Origin of the sequence: Streptomyces sp. NPDC012827 (assembly GCF_042900905.1) — a bacterium.
In the GTDB taxonomy this organism is placed as follows: Bacteria; Actinomycetota; Actinomycetes; order Streptomycetales; family Streptomycetaceae; genus Streptomyces; species Streptomyces gulbargensis.
In genome coordinates, this window is sequence record NZ_JBIBBY010000003.1 from 1 (window position 1) to 19,394 (window position 19,394).

The following is a 19,394-nucleotide window of genomic DNA, read 5'->3' on the forward strand; positions in this document are numbered from 1 at the left end:
GGAGGAGGGAGTCCATGCGGAGCATCGGCGACCGACGACGACGCTGGGGGCACCTCCCGTGCCCGAAGGGCCACGGGGGAGAGGCGCGGTGCCAGACGCCGCGAGCCCGGCAAGACCCGAAAGACACGGCCTAGGGGCGCGACCTCCACCCTCTGAAGACAGAAGGGGCGTCGCCGCCCGAACCAACCCATACGCGCCGGGCGGAATCTGACGCTCCGCCAATCCCGTCACACCCCTTGATGTGACGTGCTCATGTCGCCACCCTGTTACCTGGCGCACCCCTCACCGAAACCTGGCGCCGCCACGATGACCGGGCCGTCGCCCGGCACCCGTCTCGCGGGGACGGCACACGGCCATGACCCCGCCCCCTCAAGGGAGTTCACATGCCCCTCCGTAACGTCTACGCGCGTCGAGTCGCCGTGCTCGCCACCTCCGCCGCCCTCACCGTCACCGGCTTCCTCGCGACCGCGCCGGCCGCGCAGGCCGCGATGCCCACCCCGGTGAGCGCCGCCACGGCGCGCAGCTACCTGGCCGGCCTGACGGTGAAGGCGGAAGGTTCCTCCACCGGTTACAGCCGGGACCTCTTCCCGCACTGGATCACCCAGTCCGGCGCCTGCAACACCCGCGAGACCGTCCTGAAGCGCGACGGCGTGAACGTCGTCACCGACTCCAACTGCGCCTCCGTCAGCGGCAGCTGGTACTCCGAGTACGACGGCGCCACCTGGACCGCCGCCTCCGACCTGGACATCGACCACGTCGTCGCCCTCGCCGAGGCCTGGCGCTCCGGCGCCAGCAGCTGGACCACCTCGCAGCGCCAGGCCTTCGCGAACGACCTCACCCGGCCGCAGCTCATCGCCGTCACCGACAACGTGAACCAGGCCAAGAGCGACCTCGACCCGGCCGAGTGGCTGCCGCCGCGCACCGCCTACCGCTGCACCTACGCCCGCGCCTGGGTGCACGTGAAGTACCACTGGAACCTCAGCGTCGACTCGGCGGAGAAGAGCGCCCTGCAGTCGGTTCTCAACGCCTGCTGAAACCTTTCCCCTTGACGGGGTCTCACGATGCGGACGTCGGGGAGTGAGCCGCGCCACAGACTCCCCGACGGCCGAATGTTGAACTTGCAAGTATTAATCAGGGGTGCCTAACCTGACGGCCTCATCGGTTCCCGTCCCCCACGGTCCGCTCGTCATCCCGAGCGGGCCAGACCGAAGGAGTCCCCCTTGAGCACCCCGAACACCCCGGGCACCACCGCCCCCGCGGGCACCACCGCCCCCGCGGGCACCACCGCCCCCGCGGGCACCACCGGCACCCCGGAGGCGCCGGACAGCCTCGCCGGCCGCCTCAACCGGGCCCAGCCTTACGCGCTCGGCCTCTTCCGGATCGTCGTGGGCCTGCTGTTCGCCTGCCACGGTGCCGCTTCCCTCTTCGGCGTCCTGGGCGGGGCCGTGGGCGGTGGGGCGGTTCCCACGGGCGCCTGGCCCGGCTGGTACGCGGCCGCGATCCAGCTGGTCGCGGGCGTCCTGGTCCTGGTCGGCGTGGGCACGCGCAGCGCGGCCTTCCTCGCGTCCGGCTCGATGGCGTACGCGTACTTCAAGGTCCACCAGCCGGAGGCGCTGTTCCCGCTCCAGAACGGCGGCGAGATCGCGGCCCTGTTCTGCTGGTCCTTCGCCCTGCTCGTCTTCACCGGCCCGGGCGCCCTGGCCCTGGACCGTCTCTTCGGCTCCCGTGACGCCGCCGGCTCGGGCGCCCGCGGAAAGGGCGACCAGCAGACCGCCCCGGTGACGGCCCAGGTCTGACCCGAGCGCTCCGCACGCGGCGGTGGCCGGAACCCGAGCAACGGTTTCCGGCCACCGCCGTACCCGTGCAAACCGCCCCGTACCGACCACTCCCCTCCCCCCGCCCCGCGCCGCGCCCGTACGCCCTCGTGATCCGGGCCGCCCCACACGTACCTCCCGGCCCCACCCCTGCCGTCCCCCGGACCGCCCCGGTCCCCGCGATCCGGCCGCACCCGCCGACGCCTCCGGGGTGTCCGGACCGTCGAGGCCCCCGCGATACGGGCCGCCTCACACCTGCCTGCGGCCCGCCCCCGCCCCCGTATCCGGCCATACCCGGCGATCGTCGGCCCCTCTCCGCGACCGGTCGGCGCCGCCGCGTAGTCTCAGGCGCGTGAATCTGCTCGACAGCCTGGGCTCGCTGAGGTCGCTGACCGCGGGCCCGTGGATCTACCCGGTGGTGGCGACGTCGATCCTGCTCGACGTCTTCCTGCCCGTGCTGCCGAGCGGCTTCCTCGTGATCACCGCGGCGACGGCCGCCGCGACCGCCACCGCCGGCGTGCCCTCGCTGCTGCCCCTTCTGCTCTGCGCGGCCTCCGCCTCGGTCCTGGGCGATTTCCTCGCGTACCGCCTCGCCCGGCGGGGTGGGGCGCGCCTCGACCGGGCCATCGCCCGCTCACGCCGCCTCACGCTGGCGCAGGAACGTCTCGGCACCGCCCTCGCCCGGGGTGGCGGCCTGCTGGTGGTCCTGGCGCGTTTCGCACCGGCCGGGCGTTCCGTCGTGTCCCTGGGCGCGGGCGCGGCGAAGCGACGGGTGGAGGAGTTCCTGCCGTGGTCGGCGCTGGCGGGCGTGACCTGGGCGTCCTACAGCGTGGGGCTGGGCTGGCTGGGCGGCCAGTGGCTGGGCGCGACCTGGTTCAGCGCGGGCGTGTCGACGCTGGCCCTGTTCCTGGCGGGCGGTCTCGCCGCGTACCTCATACGGCGTCCGGCTGCGGCTCCGGCGCCCGCCGCCTGACGCCCGGGTGCGCCCCGCGGACCTCGAGTCCGTCGAGCAGCCGGGCGGTCGCCTCCGCTATCTCCTGTACGGCCCTGTCGAAGACCTCACGGTTGTGCGCGGCGGGCGCACGGAAACCGGACACCTTGCGTACGTACTGCAGGGCGGCGGCGTGGATGTCGTCCGCGGTGGCCTCTTCGGGCAGCGCGGGCGGTCGCAGCGTCTTGATGCTTCGGCACATGCCTCCAGTGTGACGCGCACCACTGACAATCGCCCCGCCCCGCCCGGCCCGGACGGGCGCCGCGCTCGCGGCAAGGGACCGGCCGCACCGGCCCATCCGGCCGACCCCTCACCGTCCGAGGCAGGCGGGCCACTCGCCTCGACCAGGCCCCGGGCCACCGCGCCTGACACCGGCCACTCCGACCGGCCCGCCGAGCCATCCCCGCCGGCGGGGCCCACCGGATCCTCGCGTCCGGGCCGGCCCGCCGGGGCCGACCGGCGCGTCACGTCCCGAAGGCCCGCCGGCTGCGCGCGTTGATCTCGGCGGCGCGGGCGCGGAGCTCCCGCAGGGGCGTGGCGAGCTGCACGTCGGTGGGTTCGGCATCCCACTCGGCGCCGCCGTGGACGGCGCGGATCAGGTAGCGACCGGAGACGCTCCGCACGTAGAAGCCGACCCGCCCGGTGGCGGTGTCACGGACGAGGTCACCGACCTCGGGCAGTGGCTGCACGCGTCCCCTCCGTCCCGTTCCTGATCCTTGGGGACCCCTAGGGAAACCCGGAGCTCGCGCCCTGTCAACGTATCCCTGCGGATGCCCCTCCGATGGACGGCTCGGGGCATCGGGGCAGCGCACACCAGTGCGCGCGAGCCGCCGCATCACCCGGCCCACAAGCCGTGACGGCAGGTGACCGGTCCGACACCGGGAGCGGCCCACCACCGTCGTGCGCCGGGGCCACCCCGCCCCCGGCACCACCCCCTCCCCCGCTCGCGGTCGATCGCGAAACGGGCTTCCGAAGGAACGGACGCCCACTCTCCGGAAGTCATGCGGAAAGCGTGAAGAACGTGCGTATCCTGTGTGCGCGCCGGGCCCCATCGGCGGGAGCCCGGACGGAAACTGAGGGACATTCATGCTTCGCGTACGCACGCTCGCGGCCGTGACCGCGGCCGCCGCCTCCGGTGTTCTGCTCCTGCCCTCGCAGGCACAGGCCGCCGGCTCGGTCCACCTCTACAAGATCTACTACGACAGCCCGGGCACCGACCGGGGCGGCAACACCAGCATCAACGCCGAGTACGTCCAGATACGCAACACGACCGGCGCGGCGGTCAACCTGCGGGGCTGGACGGTCACGGACGCCGCCAACCACAAGTACACCTTCGGCAACTTCGTCCTGGGCAAGGGCAAGATCGTGACCCTGCGCACGGGCCGCGGCACCAACACCTCCGCGAACGTCTACCAGAACCGCGGCTGGTACGTCTGGAACAACGACAAGGACACGGCGACCCTCCGCAAGTCGAACGGCACCCGCGCGGACGTCTGCTCGTACAACTCGACGCGCTACGACTACGTGTGGTGCTGACGCTCCGTCATTTCTAAGTTCCACAGGGGCCTTCGCGCACGCGGAGGCCCCTGCCCCTGAACTCGCTCGGGCCCCTTCCCTCAGGCCACGGCCTCGGGCGACCGCCGGGGCGAGGGGACGACGCCGTGCTGCTGCACGTCGGCAAAGACCTGTCCGCCCAGGGTCATCACATTCAGCGTGGCGGAGTTCTCCCCCGCGATGGCCTTCTCCACACGGGCGACGAGCAGGGAGAACGCCTCCCGCTTGGTCAGCCCGTGGTACGGCCCGACCCGGGTCTCGAAGTAGATCCGCTCGTGCCCGAGGAGCTGCTCGGTGGACCGGTAGTTCTTCCACTGCTCCCGATAGCGGTACACGCTCTCCAGGGACACCGCCGCGACGACCACCACACTGAGTACGGTCGCCGTGACCCGCGCGAACCCCAGGTCGAGGTTGACGAAGACGGGGACCAGTGCGCCGCCGACCACGGAGACGGTCCGCATCCGCAGGTGCATGGCCTTCATATGGGCCGCTTTGGTGTCGTACCACTCCTGGTACTGCCCGAGTCTGCTCTCGATGTACTTCTGCGGCGTCATCTCACCGCTCTGCACGTCCGTGTCGGGCGCGTCCCCCAGCTCAGCCATGCCGGGAGTACACCCTGCCCCCGTGTTCACGTCAAACCGGCTCGCACCGCATGCCGTGCGCGGGCACCACCCACTCGCCCAGCCACGGATCGACGGCCCGCACGCGTACGGCCACGGTCTCGACGACCACCTCCGTATGACGGGCGTACCGCCGCTTCAACCGCCACCGGTACCGCGCCGGCACCTCCCCCGCCGGCCGCTCCTCGTCGTCCAGGTGCACCCACCGGTCGTAGTTGGTCCGGTACGCCCGCACCTCCCGCCCGCACCGGGGGCAGACGGCCGCCTCGATCCAGCCAGGATCGTCCGGCCCCGGCTCCCCGGGCGGCGCGGCCGTCGCCCCCTCGTCCAGCGCGAAGTCGTTGGCGGCCCTGTTCCAGCACTCCTCGCACAGCACGGCCACCACCCGGACCCGCCCCCGCGCCCGCACGCAGGGACGCCCCTCCCCACACCCCTCGCACCGCTCCGGGCGGTCCGCCCCTGTCGCCCCCATGTGTCCGAGTGTGACCGCACCGTCACACACTTCGACAGGTCGCCTTTCGGCCGTCGTCCCCCCACGCGACCCGCCACCGGACCTCGCCGTCCTGCCCCATGCCCGGACCGGCCCTGGCCGCCCCCGGCTCCGACTCCCGCACCCTCAGGGGTGCCCACGGGCGAACCCGTGCGTCGGTGAGACGCCTAAGACCGCTTCCTCCCTACGAGCCGTCAGGGGCAGGCAGGGCCTGCATGAACCCGGCCCCTCCGCACAGCGAACTGCAAACAGCCGACGGACAAACCGCGACGGCGAACGTCCGTGGGCCTTCAGACCACCCCGGTCGACGTCCCTCCCGTCATTCCCCGTCCTCCACCGGAATGATGTGACGCAGCTCGTCGGGGAGCTCAAGTTTGTGCTGGGCCGCGATGAGGGCCAACTGAATCCCGAAGAGAGTACGGAGCTCGCCGAGAGCGTTTCCGAACCGGGCAGCTGCCCAGGCATTCATCGCCGAGGACGAAGAGTGATCGGGTCCCACCTCGTCGAGAAATCGACGGCAAGCAGCCCGCAACGTCTTCATCTGCTGAGCAAGCTCGTCACCCGTGTCAGGGTCCATGAGGAACTGCGTGAGCGTTTCCCGGATCTGCAACACCGACGCCACGCAGTGCTGCGGCACCTCCACTGCCTCGATCACTGGTCGGGGCGTCGTCAGAACCCTTCGATCCTCCAGGTACACCAGAAGCCTTTGGGCGACCTCTTGTTGCGGGACGGACGCTTCCCAGTCCAAGCCGCCGAAAGGCGTGCTGAAGCCCGTGATGCGTCGCATAACACCTGAGATCTTCACGGCGGCATCCTAGAGGCGCCGCCAGCGCCTCCAGCCGCGTTTTTCAGCCGCTCTTTGCACACACCCAGGGTCCGTCCATCGGTCGTGAGAGGACCACCAACACCACATCGCACTGTCCTGATTGCCAGGCCGAGAGCCACTGGGGATTCTGAGCACCCTTGCCGCCCAGCACTGACACGAAACCCCCAGACGTTATCGTCTGGGGGTTTCGGGCTGGTGGGCGCGGACGGTTTCGAACCGCCGACATCTGCTTTGTAAGAGCAGCGCTCTACCCCTGAGCTACGCACCCGTGGAGGAAGCAACAGCGTACATGGCGGACCGGTGGGTGGGGCAAACCGGTAGGGGGACAGCCCTACCAGGGGTGGGGTGGGGGCCTGATCGTGGAGGTGGGGGTAGGGGGCGTAGCTTCGGGGGGTCTTGCTGGGGATCGGACCGGGGGTGGGTTGATGGGTGCGCGTCGGTGTGTGCGGGGGGTGGCTGCGTTCGGTGGTGTGCTCGTGGCCATGGGGGCGGTCGTGGGGTGCGGGGCCGGGGATGTGGAGGGGGCTCCGGTGGAGAAGAAGGCGTTCGCGTTCTCCGGGGGCGCGCTGGTCGTGGACTCCGACGACTCCGATCTGGTGATCACGCCCGCCGATGTCGAGGACGTACGGGTGGAGCGGCAGGTCGACGGGTGGGTGTTCCTGGGGAGCGGGCCCGAGGCGGAGTGGAAGCTCGTGGACGGGCGGCTCACGTTGCGGGTGGACTGCGACGGGGTGGCGTCCGGGTGCGGGGCGCTGCACCGGATCCAGGTGCCGCGGCGGGTGGCGGTGAGCGTGGAGAGCGAGAACGGGGACGTGACGGCCGAGGGCTTCGGCACCCCGCTGCGCGTGCGGTCCGACAACGGGGACGTGCGGGTGCGCGAGGCGTCCCGGCCGCTGGATCTCGGGAGTGAGAACGGGGACGTGGTCGTGGAGGGCGGCACCACCTCGGCCGAGGTCGTCGCCCGGTCGTCCAACGGGGACATGGACGTCACGCTCGGCGCCGTACCGCGCCGGGTGGACCTCGCCGGGGAGAACGGTGACCTGACCGTCTCGCTGCCCCGCGCCGCGTACGACGTCACGGGAGGGACCGACAACGGTGACCGTGTGATCGACGTGCCGGTGCGTCAGGGCAGCGGGCACGCCGTGAGCGTGCGCAGCGACAACGGTGATGTCGTGGTCCGTACGGTGAACTGAACGCCCTGTGTGTTCGTCCTTACCGGGTGGGACAATGAACCGGACCGGGCACGGCGGACACAGCACGGGAGAGGGACGTGGCGGCGAGCGAAGCCAGGGGCAGGGCGGCGTCCGCGACGTCCGGGACACCGGAGTGGGCCGGGGCGTCCGGAACACCGGAGCGGGCCCGGGGGTCGGGAGGCGCGTCCGTCCTCCGCGTGGGGATCGCGTTGCCGCTGCTGGTCGCCGCCCTGTTGCCGCACGCCTTCGCGGGCGGTGGCACGCGCCGGTGGTTCGGCGGGCGCGGGGAGGGGCAGCGGGCCGAGGCGCAGGCGGCGAAGGACGCCGCGGCGGCCTCCTTCTACGAGCTCGACACCGCGCAGCGCGGGCTGCGGATCTCCATCGAGACGATCACCGCCGTGGACGGTTCGCCGGAGGCGCGGCGGGCGGTCGAGGGTTTCGAGGCCCTGGGGCGCCGGATCGACGAGGTCTCCCTCGTGTACATCACCGCCGTCGACGCGCACGATCTGGACCGGGACGAGCTGGACGCGGCGACCGCGAGCCGGGCACGGGGTGAGCTGACCCGTGCCAAGGAGGAGCTCGACCGGGTCCGGGGTGAACTGGAGCGGTTCGAGCAGGGGCTCGGTCCCCTCCTGGCGACGGCCGAGAACCAGCTCGCCCGCCTCGCCCCCGCCGCCGAGCGCGCGCGGCAGGCGCTGCGCGAGGCGAGTGGCGCCCTGGACTCCGTACGGGGGGCGGGGCTGCGCGCCGACGATCTGGCCGCCCGCCTCGCGGCGCTCGGGCCCGAACTCACCCGGCTCAACGAGGGTGCGGGCCGGCACGGCGTGCCGGACACCCTGCAGCGCGCCGACCGGATCCTGCGGGACGCCGAGGCGGTACGGGCGGAGGCCGAGCGGCTGCCCCAGCGGGCCGCCGAGATCGACAAGCGGCTCGTCTCCCTCCGTACCCGGGCCGAGGCGCTGACCACCCGGGCCGGGGCCGTCGAGCCGGTCCTCTCCGAGCTGCGGCGGCGGTACTCGCTCGCCTGCTGGCAGGACCTCCAGCACGTACCGGAGCAGGCGGCCGGCACCGTACGGCAGGCGGAGGAGCGGTTGCGGGAGGCGACGAAGGCGCGGGAGGAGCAGCGCTGGCCGGACGCGACGGCGATCCTGTCGACGGTGCGTGCGCTGCTCGACTCCACCGACGAGGCCGTCTCGGCCGCCGGGGAGCGGCTGCGGCGCCTCGACGCGGTGGCGAAGGATCCGAGGGCGGACATCGAGCGGGCCCGGTTCGCGGTACGGGACGCCCAGCGGCTCGCGATGGAGGGGCGGACCACGCCCGACCCCCGGCACGCGCGGCCCCTGGACGAGGCCGTGGTCCGGCTCGACCGGGCGGTGGCGGGCCTGGAGGGCCGGCACCCCGACTACTGGCACTTCCTGACCGAGCTGGAGGAGGTACGGGCGTCGGCCGCGCGGGTCGTCGGCCTCATCCGCGACGAGCGCGCCGCCGGGCAGCAGCACTGACGCCGCCGGGCCGGACGGCGCACCGCGGGCGCGGCGCCGCGGCTAGCCTGGGGGCATGCCTCGTTACGAATACCGCTGCCGCAGCTGCGGCGACACCTTCGAAGTCAGTCGGCCCATGGCCGAGTCCTCCGCTCCCGCCGCCTGCCCGGCCGGGCACGACGACACCGTGAAGCTGCTGTCGGCCGTGGCCGTCGGCGGTTCGGCCTCGGCCGGGCCCGCCCCCGCCGGGGGCGGGGGCGGCGGCTGCTGCGGTGGGGGCTGCTGCGGCTGACCCCCTGAGGGCCGCCGCCCGGGCTCGGCTCAGGAACGGACCGCCGCCCGGAAGCGGCGCAGGATCTCCTCGCCCGCCTCGACGCCTCGCTGGGTGAGGACGTCGAGGTGGGGGGCGGTCCACCGGGTGTCGGCGAGTTCGCCGTGGCCCGGGCGCCACGCCCGGTCCGCGGCGAGCAGCAGGTCGGCGTCGAGGAGCGAGTCGCCGGCCGCCAGGGTCAGCGTCGCGCCGGTGCGGCGGGCGACCTCGCGGACGGCGGCGCTCTTGGTGAGCGGCTTCGGCACGGCGTACACCTTGCGGCCCTGGAGGGAGACGGTCCAGCCGCGCTCCCCCGCCCAGGCCCCGAACCGTGCCAGCCAGTCGGCGGGCAGCCGCTCCCGGTCGACGACCAGGTAGGCGAAGAGGTCTTCCGCCACCCGGTGCTTGCGCACCCAGGACAGGTCGGTGGTGGCGGTGAGGTAGGCGCGGATCTCCGAGAGCGGCGCGCATTCGTCCGCGAGTCTGCGCAGGACGGAGGCGTGCCAGTCGTGGTCGGTCACGCCGTCGACCAGGAGGTGCCCGCCGTTGGCGCAGATCGCGTACGCCGGGGCGCGGCCGGGGAGGCGGATGCGCTGGTACTGCTTGCGCGTCCGGGTGGTGGTGGGGACGAAGACGGTCTCCGCGGTGAGCCGTGCGAGCAGGTCGGCTGCGGCCTCCGTCATGTAGGAGAGCGGTTTGGACTCGTGGACCTCGACGCAGAGCAGCCGTGGCGCCTGGGGGTCGGGCATGCCGAGGGCGAGGGCCGCGGACGAGTAGATGAGGGTCCGGTCGAGGTCGCTCGCGACGAGGCTCGTCGCACCGCCGGGAGTGGGTGCGGACACGGGCACGACGGGGGTGGCGGTCATCGGGACGCCACCGCCTTGCCGTCGGCGCCGGTGGCGCCCCGCGTGTACTGGGGGTGGATCAGTCCCACGCAGGTGTACGGGAGTTCGTCCACCTCCTCGACCGGTACGCCGCGCTGTTCGGCGAGCAGGCGGACGTGCGCGAGGTCGTCGCCCGCGCCGCGCTTGGCGAGGATCTTCCACGGGACGCGGCGGAGCAGGACGCGGGTGGTCTCGCCGACGCCGGGCTTGACCAGGTTCACGTCGTGGATGCCGTACTCCTCGCTGATCCGCTCGACGGCGGCCCAGCCCTCCCAGGTGGGGGTGCGGTCCGTGGAGAGGAGTTCCTTGACGTCGGTGCCGACGTCCTCGGCGACCTCGTCGAAGCGGGCCGCCACGGCGTCGAGGAAGAGACCGGAGACGTCGGCGCCGGCCAGGTCGCGGTAGAACTTCGCGCCGTGGAAGTCGTCCGGGCCGACCAGGTCGGAGCGGAGCACGGTGCGGGATATGAGGCCGGAGACCGTGGAGTTGAGGCAGGCGGACGGGATGAGGAAGTCCTCGCGCGTGCCGTAGGTGCGGACGCAGGAGCCGGGGTCGGCGAGGACCGCGATCTCCGGGTCGAAGCCGGGGAAGCCGGCGAGCGCGGCGGCGAGTTCCCGGGTGATGGCGCCCTTGCCGGTCCAGCCGTCCACGAAGACGACGTCCGCCGGGTCGTGGTGGGCGGCGAGCCAGCGCAGCGCGTTGGCGTCGATGCCCCGGCCGCGCACGATGGAGACGGCGTAGTGCGGCAGGTCGAGGCCGTGCCGGGCCTCGGCCCAGCGGCGCATGAGGACGCCGACGGGGGTGCCGGCGCGGGCCAGCGAGACGAGCACCGGGCGGCCGGCACGCTCGGCGAGGACGGTTTCGGTGACGGTGCCCACGGCACGGGCGATCCGGGCGGCGGAGGTCTCCAGGGCGCTGTGGAACAGGTCCTGGTAGCGGGCGCTGGGCTGGTACTCGACGGGGAGCGATTCGGCGTAGTGGGCGCCGCCGCTCTGGATGGCTTCCTCGCGTTCCTCGGTGGGCGCCTCCAGTTCGACGTCCGAGAGGTCCTGGAGCAGCCAGCCGACCTCCTCGGGGGCGTACGAGGAGAAGGCGGGGCCGCGGAGGGGCTCGGGCAGCATGGAGCTCCTTTCGGGAGCTGCGGTGCGGGCGGGAACGGACGACGGGAGGGCGGACGCGGACGAGCGTGCGGACGCCGGGGGACGGGCGGTCGCGGCGGGTGGTACGTAGGACGGGACCACGGCGAGGACCACCCTCGGTATGTGGGCCGCGAGGCGGGCGAGGAGGCCGTCGGCGGCGTGGAGCAGGGGGGTGTCGGCGGCGGAGTCGACCACGACGACGACCGCGTCGAAGCCGGCGCCCGCGACGTTGTAGGCGTACCGCTCGCCGGGGCCGTCGGCCGGGTCGTCGTGGGCGGGGAAGACGAGCCGGGTGCGGATGGCGTAGCCGGGGTCGTCGACCGCGAGGACGGGCGAGCGGGTGGTGGTGGAGGAGCGCACGTCGTGGCCCGCGTCCTCCAGGGCGGTGGCGAGGCGCAGCGGTGTGTACATCAGCTCCTCGAAGCCGAGGACGAGGACGCGGGCGCCCGTTCCCCGCGCCTGCGCGGTGCCCGGGACCGTGGGCGCCGGCTCGGGCAGGGCCTCGGCGATCCGGGCGGCCATGGCCGGCAGGGCGGCCTCCAGGCGGGCGCGGTGCTCGGGCGTGAACCCGTGCCGGCCGCCGTCCGGGACCCCGGCCGGCCAGTCGAGCGCGACCCGTACGACCTGCGGGGCGGCGGGTACGGCCTCCGGGGTGGTGGGTACGGCCTCCGGGGTGAGGGGGCCGGCTCCCGCGCCGGCCGGGCTCGTACCGCCCGCGCGCGCACCGGCGCCGCTCCCGCCGACGCGGCCCGCGCCGGCCGTGCGGACGAGGCCGGCACCCGTACCCGCCGGGCCCGCACCGGTGGCGGGCGCGCGCCCGGCGGCCGTACCGGGATCCGCGCCGGGGGCTTCCGGGGCCGCGCCCGACTCCGTACCTGCCGCCGCGCCCTCGCCGCTCTCGTACCGGGCCACCAGCGCCTGGCCCTTCTCCAGGACGCCGGCCGGGAGGCGGACCGTGCCGGCCGCCAGGGTGACGAGGTCGACGCGGGCGCCGAGCTCGGCGGCGAAGGCGGTGAGCCGGTCGCGGTCGGCTGGGCCGCGCATGTCGACGAGGGCGACGACGACGTACCGCTCGCGCGGGTAGCGCTCGTGCAGGGCGCGGACGGTGTTGAGGACGGTGTTCCCGGTGGAGAACTCGTCGTCGACGAGGACCAGCGGGCCGTCGCCGGCCAGCAGCCCCGGGTCCTCGGGCAGCAGCAGGTGGGAGGTGGCGTGGGAGTGGGACTCCTCGAAGCCGCCGGCGCGGGCCGCACCGGGCACCGGGCGGCGGGTCGAGTGGAGGTACGGGGCGAGGCCGAGGCCGTCGGCGACGGCGTGGCCCAGGGCGGTGGCGGTCTCCGCGTAGCCGAGGACGACGGCGCGGGCCGCCTCCTCGTCGCCGAGGAGGTCCCGTACCCGCCGCCCGAGGTCCAGGCCGGAGCCGTACACGACGGAAGGGCGCTGCGGCACGTGCTTGCCGAGCACGCTGGAGACGAGCAGATGCGCCCGCTTGGGGTTACGGCGCAGTGCGAGGCCCAACAGGGCCGGTAGCGCCTCGTCGCCGATCAGTTCGACGCCCAGTCGCTCCGCGACCCACGTTCCGGTCCACACCACGTCGTCGACGTCCCTTCGTCAGCCGGCCAGGCCGGCGGTGAGCAGTTCCACGAAACCGACGTCCTCCTTGGCGACGCCGAAGACCTCGGCGCGCAGGAGGGTGCGCTCGGCCCAGGCGCGGTGCGGTTTCACTTCGTTCATCTTGTTGGTGTACGCGGAGCGGAGCACGCCGCCGCCGCACTGTTCGGGCCGCAGGATGTCCTGGGCGTCGCTCCACTCCTCGTGGCTGACGACCGAGAGGGCGTGGACCGGCAGCACGTGGGTGGGGTGGATGCAGGTCTTGCCGAGGAGGCCGTTGGCGCGGTCGAGTTCGATCTCGCGGAGCAGGCCGTCCATGGCGTGTTCGATGAGGGCGGTGCGCAGGTCCTCGGCGCGGCCCTCCAGGAAGGGGCTGCGGCGGAGCTGGGGCTTGAACATGCGCTCGCCGGGCCGGAAGTACTCCCAGACGGGGCCGGTGATGGTGAAGCCGGTGCCGTCGGCGCGGCCGAGGACGTTGACGACGTCGGCGATGACGTGGGCGACGATCTTGACGTCGTAGGCGGTCATGTCGGGCGAGCGGCGCAGGCCGTAGGCGGAGCAGAAGTCGGTGACGCCGAGGCGGAGGGCGAGGACGCGCTCGCGGTACTTCTCGGTGAGGGCGGCGATGCCGGCGAGGGTCTCGGCCCGGGTCTCCAGGTGCAGGAGCTCGGGCGATTCGAGGACGGGCATGGCGAAGAGGCGGCGGCCGCCCGCCCGCTCGGCCTCGGTGAGGGCTTCGAGGAAGGCCTGGCCACGGGCCTCGGTGAATTTGGGAAGTACAAATCCGGACAGCAGGCGGACCGTTTCTCCGAGGCGGGAGACGAGGTCGGTGATCTGGTGGGGCCGGCGGACGCGGATGAAGAGGAGGGGCAGGTCGCCGGGGGTGGAATCGTCCTCCCCGGCCGCGTGGCCGCGGGAGTCCTCCTCGTCGGCGAGGGCGGCGAACTGGCGGACGAGGTTCTCCTCGCCGGCCTCCACTTCGCCGTCGCCGATGGAATCCTCCAGGCAGAGGACCATGGACGTCACTCCGCGGGCCACCTGTTTGCGGATGTCCTCGGCCAGCCGCGGCCGGGTGGCCGGGCTGTAGAGCGTGGCGCCGAGGGCCACGGCGAGCGTGCGCGCGGGCGAGTCGGCCGTGAAGGCGGCCGGCTCGCAGTGGAACAGCCCGGCCCGCGAAGCGGACGGGATGTGCCCGAAATGACGCATGTAACTCCCCCGTCTGGCTCTCCGAGCCCGGACGACACGTGGCCGGTAATAGTACGTAGGTGCGGGTGTCCGCAGTTCCCAGCCTGCATGAAATTCAGGTAACTCGTCTGCATCCGTCACCTCGCTCCCTCGCCCGTTCGCGGGGTCCGCGCCGTCCGTGGTGCCCCCGCGTTGTCCACCGGACGGCCGGGAGGGCAGGATTGCGGTCATGACGCACGCGATGCTGAAGGGCTCCAACGTCCCTCTCGACACCGCGGCCGTACGGGCCGTGCTCCGCTGGACCCCGGGCCCCGGGGTCCCCGACGTGGACGCCTCGGCCCTGCTCCTCGGCCCGGACGGGCGCGTGCGCTCCGACGAGGACTTCGTCTTCTACAACCAGCCGCGGCATCCGTCCGGGTGCGTCCGCCGGCTGCCGAAGAAGCGGGTGGCCGAGGGGCTGACGGATACGGTCGAGGCCGATCTCGGCGGACTCGACCCGTCCGTCGACCGGGTGGTCGTCGCCGCCTCCTCGGACGGCGGGACCTTCCGTTCCGTCTCCGACCTGCGGATTCTGGTCTACGACGCGGCGGGCGGGTCCGAAGGGGAGCCGCTCGCCCTGTTCGACGTGACGGCGGAGACGGGCGAGGAGACCGCGGTCATCTGCGGTGAGCTGTACCGTCGTGGCGAGGGCTGGAAGTTCCGCGCGGTCGGGCAGGGCTACCTGACGGGTCTGGTCGGGCTGGCCACCGACTTCGGCATCTCCGTCGACGAGGACGCCGCCGAGAACGCCGGTACCGGTGCCGACGGCGCCGGTACGGACGGGGGGAACGGCGCGGGTGCCGGTGCGGTGACGGGAGACGGGGCGCCGTCGGAGGCCGGAGCCGGGACGGCCGCCGGGGACCCCGATCCCGACGCGACCGTGGTCCACGCCCCCGTACCGCCGCTGCCGGCCGTCCCCCCGCAGCCCGTCGCGCCCCCGCCGATGCCGGACCGGGCGCCCGCCTACGGGTATCCGCAGCAGCCGGTGAACTCGCCCGCGCCCGCCTACGGCTATCCGCAGCCGGTGCCCGCGCACGACCCGCACGGCGGGCCGGAGTTCCGGATGCCGCCGATGGGACCGCAGTTCCTCCGCCCGTGACGGCACGGCCTCAGGCCTTGGTCTTGTAGCCGCGTCCCCACTGGAGCCCCCAGCCGTAGAGCCGGTCCAGTTCGGCCTGGAAGCCGTACACGAACCGGACCTCACGGCGGACCGTCAGCTCGCCCTTGGTGTTGTCGACGGAGAAGACGGCGCAGGACCGGGCCTGCGGGGCGCGTTCGTCCAGCTCGATCTCGATCCGGGGGCCGCTGCTCGGGTAGAGCGTGACCGTGGCGTGGGTGCGGTCGAAGGCCGGGGTCTGGTCGTAGATGTACGCGAAGAACAGCAGGCGCTTGATCTCGTCCTTGTGGTCCAGATTGACGAAGATCGTCTCTCCGGAGGAGCCGCCGAAGCGGTCGTCGCCGCTGAGCTTGACGTACGGGGCGGCGTTGAGGTCGCCGAAGAAGTCGCCGAGCGGCTGGACGACGCCCTTGCTGCCGTCGGTGAGCTCGTAGAGGCAGCCCAGGTCGAGGTCCACGTTGACGACGCCCTGGGTGTGGGCCTGGACGACCTCGGGTTTGAACAGCCGGGACGGGTGGCGCAGCAGCTGTCCGCTCTGGCGGGTGCGGCCTTCGAGGTCGGAGGTGCGCATGCGCCACGAGAGGTTGACGCGGAGGTTGCCGGTGTCGGCGCCCTGCTTGGCGAGCGAGACCGACGGGCGCCGTTTCGTCAGGTCGATCGCGTTGGCGGTGGCGCTGCCGAAGTCGTACCGCGCCGCCCTGCCCGGAAACAGGTTGTCCCAGAAGGCCATGACGCCTTCACCCCCCACACTCGTCGCCTGTACCGCACACATGCCTGCGGGGCGGCCGGGTGCTCCGGCCGCCCCGCAGTGAAGCGTTCCTCGTCGGCGGGGGCGTCACACCCCGGACGTCACCTCTGTCTTGTCGCCCGGGGAGCCCGAACCGCCGCCGGCGGCCGCGAGGGCCTTGTTGCGCCGGACGGAGGACCAGAAGGACCAGCCGATCAGGGCGACGCCGATGCCGCCGGTGACGACCTCGGGGATCTGGTACTGGATGCTGATCATGAGGACCACGGCCAGGGCGCCGATGGCGTAGTGGGCGCCGTGCTCCAGGTAGACGTAGTCGTCGAGGGTGCCCTCACGGACCAGGTAGACCGTGAGCGAACGGACGTACATGGCGCCGACGCCCAGGCCGAGGGCCATCAGGACGATGTCGTTGGTGACGGCGAAGGCGCCGATGACCCCGTCGAAGGAGAAGGAGGCGTCGAGGACCTCCAGGTAGAGGAACATGAAGAAGGCGGCCTTGCCTGCGAGCTGGACCGCGGACGGCTTCCTGCCGCTGCGCCGGGCCGCTTCCTCGGCCTCGTGCTCGCGCTCCTCTTCCTCCTCCAGCTTGTTCTCGAAGAAGCCGGAGAGACCGCCGACGACCAGGTACGTGATCAGACCGGCGATACCGGAGATGAGGACGGTCTGCGCCTTGTCGACGTGGGTGCCGCCGTGCTGGTGGGCCTGGGTCGCGAAGGTCATGGCGCTGATCATCAGGACGATCAGGGCGATGCAGACCGACAGCATGTCGATCTTGCCGAGCTTGGCCAGCGGGCGCTCCAGCCAGCCGAGCCACTTGATGTCACGGTCCTCGAAGATGAAGTCGAGGAAGATCATGAGCAGGAACATGCCACCGAAGGCGGCGATCGACGGGTGCGCGTCGGTCACCAGCTCCTGGTAGCGCTCCTTGTCGGTCATGGCCAGATCGACGGCCTCGATGGGCCCGATCTTGGCACTGATGGCGACGATGACGACGGGGAAGACCAGGCGCATGCCGAAGACGGCGATCAGGATGCCGATCGTGAGGAAGATCTTCTGCCAGAAGGCATTCATCTTCTTCAGGATTCCGGCGTTGACCACCGCGTTGTCGAAGGAGAGCGAGATCTCGAGGATGCAGAGGATCGCGACGATCCCGAACGCCTCCCACCCCCCGTAGAACACCGCGGCGACCAGGCCGAGCGCAGTGATCGCGAACGACCAGCCGAAGGTTTTCAGAACCACTGTCTACCCCATCGTGTAATAACGCGGCTTTACGAAACGTTGACCCCGAAGTCTAGAGCGATGCCGCGCAGACCCGACGCGTACCCCTGACCGACGGCCCGGAACTTCCATTCGCCGTTGTAGCGGTAGAGCTCACCGAAGATCATCGCGGTTTCGGTGGAGGCGTCCTCGGAGAGGTCGTAGCGGGCGAGTTCCTGGCCGTCGGCCTGGTTGACGACCCGGATGAAGGCGTTGCCGACCTGGCCGAAGGTCTGTCCGCGCTGATCGGCCTCGTGGATGGAGACCGGGAAGACGATCTTGTCGCAGTGGGCCGGCACCTGGGTGAGGTCGACGATCAGGGACTCGTCGTCGCCGTCGCCCTCACCGGTGAGGTTGTCACCCGTGTGCGCGACGGAGCCCTCGGGGCTGCGGAGCTGGTTGTAGAAGATGAAGTACTCGTCGCCGAGCACACGGCCCGCCTGGCACATGAGCGCGCTGGCGTCGAGGTCGAAGGGGGCTCCGGTGGTGGAGCGCGCGTCCCAGCCGAGTCCCACGAGGACCTGGGTGAGGTCGGGTGCGGCCTTGGAGAGGGAGACGTTGCCTCCCTTGGCGAGCGTGACGCCCATGATGATCGGTTCCTCCCCGGTTGGTCCCGCTGTCCTGCGGTGCTGCTGTTGTTCCCCCGCGCGGCCGGTGCGGCACCTCAGGCCGTACGGCACCTTCGGCGGGGCCGTCCGTACGGGTCCCCTCCCCCGGGCGCGGCGGGCCGGCGGGGTGCGGTCCGCCGAGGCACGTCCGGCGCCGCACGTGGTGTGCGGCGCCGGACGGGACGGGCGGCTCGGCTCAGACGTTGACGCCGAAGTCCTGCGCGATGCCGCGCAGGCCGGAGGCGTAGCCCTGGCCGACCGCGCGGAACTTCCACTCGGTGCCGTGGCGGTACAGCTCACCGAAGACCATGGCGGTCTCGGTGGAGGCGTCCTCGGAGAGGTCGTACCGGGCGATCTCGGCGCCGCCGGCCTGGTTCACGACGCGGATGAAGGCGTTGCGCACCTGGCCGAAGGACTGCTGGCGGTTCTCGGCGTCGTAGATCGACACCGGGAAGACGATCTTGGAGACGTCGGCCGGGACCGCGGCCAGGTTGACCTTGACCTGCTCGTCGTCGCCCTCGCCCTCACCGGTGAGGTTGTCGCCGGTGTGCTCGACGGAGCCGTCGGCGCTCTTGAGGTTGTTGAAGAAGACGAAGTCCTGGTCGTTGCGGACCTTGCCCGCCTCGTTCACCAGGATGGCGCTGGCGTCGAGGTCGAAGTCCGTCCCGGTGGTGGTGCGGACGTCCCAGCCCAGACCGACGGTCACGGCGGTGAGGCCAGGGGCCTCCTTGGTCAGCGAGACGTTGCCGCCCTTGCTGAGGCTGACTCCCACGAGTCCCTCCATAGGTTTCCAGGGGCAGCGCCCCCAGTCGTGCGTTGGCATCGGATCAACGTCTGGATCCTAGTGACGGGTTCCCCGTCGAAACAGACGATTCGCCCGGAGAATCGTCGGGTGTCGGATCCGGCCGGTTCCGGCGGGACCCCGAGGGAACGCCGCCGGCGGGTCAGAGGGTGTCGAGCGCCTTGATGTACTCGCCCAGGTCGCGGGCGTCGGGGAGGGCGTTGACGACGGTCCAGCGGACGACGCCCTCCTTGTCGATGATGAAGGTGCCGCGGACGGCGCAGCCCTTGTCCTCGTCGAAGACGCCGTAGGCGCGGGAGGCCTCGCCGTGCTTCCAGAAGTCGGAGAGCAGCGGGTAGGTCAGGCCTTCCTGCTCGGCGAAGACGCGCAGGGTGTGGATGGAGTCGTTGGAGACGGCGAGGAGCTGGACGTCGTCGTTGACGAACTTCGGCAGGTTGTCGCGGAGCTCGCACAGCTCGCCGGTGCAGACCCCGGTGAAGGCGAAGGGGTAGAAGAGGAGGACCACGTTCTTCTCGCCGCGGAAGTCGGAGAGCCGCACGGTCCGGCCGTGGTTGTCCTTGAGCTCGAAATCCGGGGCCTTGGTGCCGACCTCGATCGCCATCGCGTGCGCATCCCTTCGCTGCGGGTGTCCGTCCGTTCCGTCGGACCCGTTGGGCCGAACCGGTGGCCCCACCCTACGGGGTGCGCACGAAAGCCCCCGCCGGGCGGTCCGGCGGGGGCTTCTCGCA

General features: G+C 72.2%; 21 protein-coding genes and 1 tRNA gene. 8 read left to right on the forward strand and 14 right to left on the reverse strand.

What is annotated here, in order from left to right; genetic code table 11:
- Window positions 1-383 precede the first annotated feature (383 nt).
- The 3 genes from ACFY60_RS06535 (at window position 384) to ACFY60_RS06545 (ending at window position 2,787) form a co-directional block, all read left to right on the forward strand.
- Complete coding sequence (locus ACFY60_RS06535) at window positions 384-1,034, forward strand: HNH endonuclease family protein (protein WP_388608314.1); 651 nt, start codon at window positions 384-386, stop codon at window positions 1,032-1,034.
- 345 nt (window positions 1,035-1,379) lie between these two features.
- A complete protein-coding gene (locus ACFY60_RS06540) occupies window positions 1,380-1,796 on the forward strand; it encodes a DoxX family protein (protein WP_388609193.1) in 417 nt (138 codons plus the stop codon).
- A 376-nt stretch (window positions 1,797-2,172) separates the two neighbouring features.
- The gene (locus tag ACFY60_RS06545; protein ID WP_388609195.1) at window positions 2,173-2,787 is read left to right on the forward strand and encodes a DedA family protein; all 615 of its coding nucleotides are present in this window, start codon (window positions 2,173-2,175) and stop codon (window positions 2,785-2,787) included.
- Here the strand turns inward: ACFY60_RS06545 and ACFY60_RS06550 are convergent.
- Together ACFY60_RS06550 and ACFY60_RS06555 are read right to left on the reverse strand one after the other, a co-directional pair.
- The gene (locus ACFY60_RS06550) at window positions 2,747-3,007 is read right to left on the reverse strand and encodes a DUF2277 domain-containing protein (RefSeq protein WP_388608316.1); all 261 of its coding nucleotides are present in this window, start codon (window positions 3,005-3,007) and stop codon (window positions 2,747-2,749) included. The genes ACFY60_RS06545 and ACFY60_RS06550 overlap by 41 nt on opposite strands.
- A gap of 262 nt (window positions 3,008-3,269) precedes the next feature.
- A complete protein-coding gene (locus ACFY60_RS06555) occupies window positions 3,270-3,494 on the reverse strand; it encodes a hypothetical protein (RefSeq protein ID WP_388608318.1) in 225 nt (74 codons plus the stop codon).
- A gap of 397 nt (window positions 3,495-3,891) precedes the next feature.
- Here ACFY60_RS06555 and ACFY60_RS06560 point away from each other — a divergent pair, with 397 nt between their 5' ends.
- Window positions 3,892-4,341, forward strand: a complete 450-nt coding sequence (locus ACFY60_RS06560) for a lamin tail domain-containing protein (RefSeq protein ID WP_388608320.1) — start codon at window positions 3,892-3,894, stop codon at window positions 4,339-4,341.
- Window positions 4,342-4,421: 80 nt separating this feature from the next.
- Here the strand turns inward: ACFY60_RS06560 and ACFY60_RS06565 are convergent, their stop codons facing one another.
- The 4 genes from ACFY60_RS06565 to ACFY60_RS06580 all read right to left on the reverse strand — a co-directional run bounded on the left by ACFY60_RS06565 (window position 4,422) and on the right by ACFY60_RS06580 (window position 6,563).
- Complete coding sequence (locus ACFY60_RS06565; protein WP_388608322.1) at window positions 4,422-4,961, reverse strand: DUF4231 domain-containing protein; 540 nt, start codon at window positions 4,959-4,961, stop codon at window positions 4,422-4,424.
- Window positions 4,962-4,992: 31 nt separating this feature from the next.
- Window positions 4,993-5,388 (reverse strand): DUF6083 domain-containing protein, encoded by a 396-nt coding sequence (locus ACFY60_RS06570; RefSeq protein ID WP_388608324.1) that lies wholly within the window; start codon window positions 5,386-5,388, stop codon window positions 4,993-4,995.
- Window positions 5,389-5,788: 400 nt separating this feature from the next.
- Window positions 5,789-6,274: a DUF6650 family protein gene (locus tag ACFY60_RS06575; protein ID WP_388608326.1), complete on the reverse strand. Its 486-nt coding sequence runs from the start codon at window positions 6,272-6,274 to the stop codon at window positions 5,789-5,791.
- A 214-nt stretch (window positions 6,275-6,488) separates the two neighbouring features.
- Window positions 6,489-6,563 (reverse strand) — tRNA-Val (locus tag ACFY60_RS06580).
- Window positions 6,564-6,825: 262 nt separating this feature from the next.
- Here ACFY60_RS06580 and ACFY60_RS06585 point away from each other — a divergent pair.
- From ACFY60_RS06585 to ACFY60_RS06595, 3 genes are all read left to right on the forward strand, one after another.
- Entirely contained in the window at window positions 6,826-7,488 is a 663-nt protein-coding gene (locus tag ACFY60_RS06585; RefSeq protein WP_388608327.1) for a DUF4097 family beta strand repeat-containing protein, read from the forward strand.
- Between the two features lie 197 nt (window positions 7,489-7,685).
- Window positions 7,686-8,990 carry a hypothetical protein gene (locus ACFY60_RS06590; RefSeq protein ID WP_388608329.1) on the forward strand — a complete coding sequence of 435 codons (1,305 nt, stop codon included), beginning with the start codon at window positions 7,686-7,688 and terminating at the stop codon, window positions 8,988-8,990.
- 55 nt (window positions 8,991-9,045) lie between these two features.
- Window positions 9,046-9,261 (forward strand): zinc ribbon domain-containing protein, encoded by a 216-nt coding sequence (locus tag ACFY60_RS06595; protein ID WP_309052266.1) that lies wholly within the window; start codon window positions 9,046-9,048, stop codon window positions 9,259-9,261.
- 29 nt (window positions 9,262-9,290) lie between these two features.
- On the opposite strand, the gene ACFY60_RS06600 is transcribed toward ACFY60_RS06595, so the two are convergent.
- The 3 genes from ACFY60_RS06600 to ACFY60_RS06610 are packed head-to-tail and all read right to left on the reverse strand — an operon-like array spanning window position 9,291 to window position 14,119.
- Window positions 9,291-10,145: an HAD family hydrolase gene (locus tag ACFY60_RS06600; RefSeq protein ID WP_388608331.1), complete on the reverse strand. Its 855-nt coding sequence runs from the start codon at window positions 10,143-10,145 to the stop codon at window positions 9,291-9,293.
- A complete protein-coding gene (locus ACFY60_RS06605) occupies window positions 10,142-12,895 on the reverse strand; it encodes a phosphoribosyltransferase domain-containing protein (RefSeq protein ID WP_388608333.1) in 2,754 nt (917 codons plus the stop codon). The genes ACFY60_RS06600 and ACFY60_RS06605 overlap by 4 nt, the downstream gene beginning before the upstream one ends.
- Window positions 12,896-12,913: 18 nt before the next feature.
- Window positions 12,914-14,119 (reverse strand): HpcH/HpaI aldolase/citrate lyase family protein, encoded by a 1,206-nt coding sequence (locus tag ACFY60_RS06610; RefSeq protein ID WP_388608335.1) that lies wholly within the window; start codon window positions 14,117-14,119, stop codon window positions 12,914-12,916.
- 208 nt (window positions 14,120-14,327) lie between these two features.
- On the opposite strand from ACFY60_RS06610, the gene ACFY60_RS06615 reads away from it, so the two are divergent.
- Window positions 14,328-15,236, forward strand: a complete 909-nt coding sequence (locus tag ACFY60_RS06615) for a TerD family protein (protein WP_388608337.1) — start codon at window positions 14,328-14,330, stop codon at window positions 15,234-15,236.
- Window positions 15,237-15,246: 10 nt separating this feature from the next.
- Here ACFY60_RS06615 and ACFY60_RS06620 read toward each other — a convergent pair whose 3' ends face one another.
- From ACFY60_RS06620 to ACFY60_RS06640, 5 genes are all read right to left on the reverse strand, one after another.
- A complete protein-coding gene (locus tag ACFY60_RS06620) occupies window positions 15,247-15,984 on the reverse strand; it encodes a Tellurium resistance (RefSeq protein ID WP_345283631.1) in 738 nt (245 codons plus the stop codon).
- Window positions 15,985-16,089: 105 nt separating this feature from the next.
- Entirely contained in the window at window positions 16,090-17,238 is a 1,149-nt protein-coding gene (locus ACFY60_RS06625) for a DUF475 domain-containing protein (protein WP_388608339.1), read from the reverse strand.
- Between the two features lie 29 nt (window positions 17,239-17,267).
- Window positions 17,268-17,843, reverse strand: a complete 576-nt coding sequence (locus tag ACFY60_RS06630) for a TerD family protein (protein WP_388608341.1) — start codon at window positions 17,841-17,843, stop codon at window positions 17,268-17,270.
- Between the two features lie 217 nt (window positions 17,844-18,060).
- A complete protein-coding gene (locus ACFY60_RS06635) occupies window positions 18,061-18,636 on the reverse strand; it encodes a TerD family protein (protein ID WP_309051594.1) in 576 nt (191 codons plus the stop codon).
- A gap of 172 nt (window positions 18,637-18,808) precedes the next feature.
- Window positions 18,809-19,267: a peroxiredoxin gene (locus ACFY60_RS06640; protein ID WP_309051593.1), complete on the reverse strand. Its 459-nt coding sequence runs from the start codon at window positions 19,265-19,267 to the stop codon at window positions 18,809-18,811.
- Window positions 19,268-19,394 lie beyond the last annotated feature (127 nt).

Excerpts from the sequence above, each read along its gene's own strand:
- ACFY60_RS06600 (WP_388608331.1), bottom strand. The coding sequence starts at position 10,145 with ATGACCGCCACCCCCGTCGTGCCCGTGTCCGCACCCACTCCCGGCGGT.
- ACFY60_RS06620 (WP_345283631.1), bottom strand. The coding sequence starts at position 15,984 with ATGGCCTTCTGGGACAACCTGTTTCCGGGCAGGGCGGCGCGGTACGAC.
- ACFY60_RS06615 (WP_388608337.1), top strand. The coding sequence starts at position 14,328 with ATGACGCACGCGATGCTGAAGGGCTCCAACGTCCCTCTCGACACCGCG.
- ACFY60_RS06550 (WP_388608316.1), bottom strand. The coding sequence starts at position 3,007 with ATGTGCCGAAGCATCAAGACGCTGCGACCGCCCGCGCTGCCCGAAGAG.
- ACFY60_RS06565 (WP_388608322.1), bottom strand. The coding sequence starts at position 4,961 with ATGGCTGAGCTGGGGGACGCGCCCGACACGGACGTGCAGAGCGGTGAG.
- ACFY60_RS06610 (WP_388608335.1), bottom strand. The coding sequence starts at position 14,119 with ATGCGTCATTTCGGGCACATCCCGTCCGCTTCGCGGGCCGGGCTGTTC.
- ACFY60_RS06630 (WP_388608341.1), bottom strand. The coding sequence starts at position 17,843 with ATGGGCGTCACGCTCGCCAAGGGAGGCAACGTCTCCCTCTCCAAGGCC.
- ACFY60_RS06595 (WP_309052266.1), top strand. The coding sequence starts at position 9,046 with ATGCCTCGTTACGAATACCGCTGCCGCAGCTGCGGCGACACCTTCGAA.
- ACFY60_RS06560 (WP_388608320.1), top strand. The coding sequence starts at position 3,892 with ATGCTTCGCGTACGCACGCTCGCGGCCGTGACCGCGGCCGCCGCCTCC.
- ACFY60_RS06640 (WP_309051593.1), bottom strand. The coding sequence starts at position 19,267 with ATGGCGATCGAGGTCGGCACCAAGGCCCCGGATTTCGAGCTCAAGGAC.
- ACFY60_RS06535 (WP_388608314.1), top strand. The coding sequence starts at position 384 with ATGCCCCTCCGTAACGTCTACGCGCGTCGAGTCGCCGTGCTCGCCACC.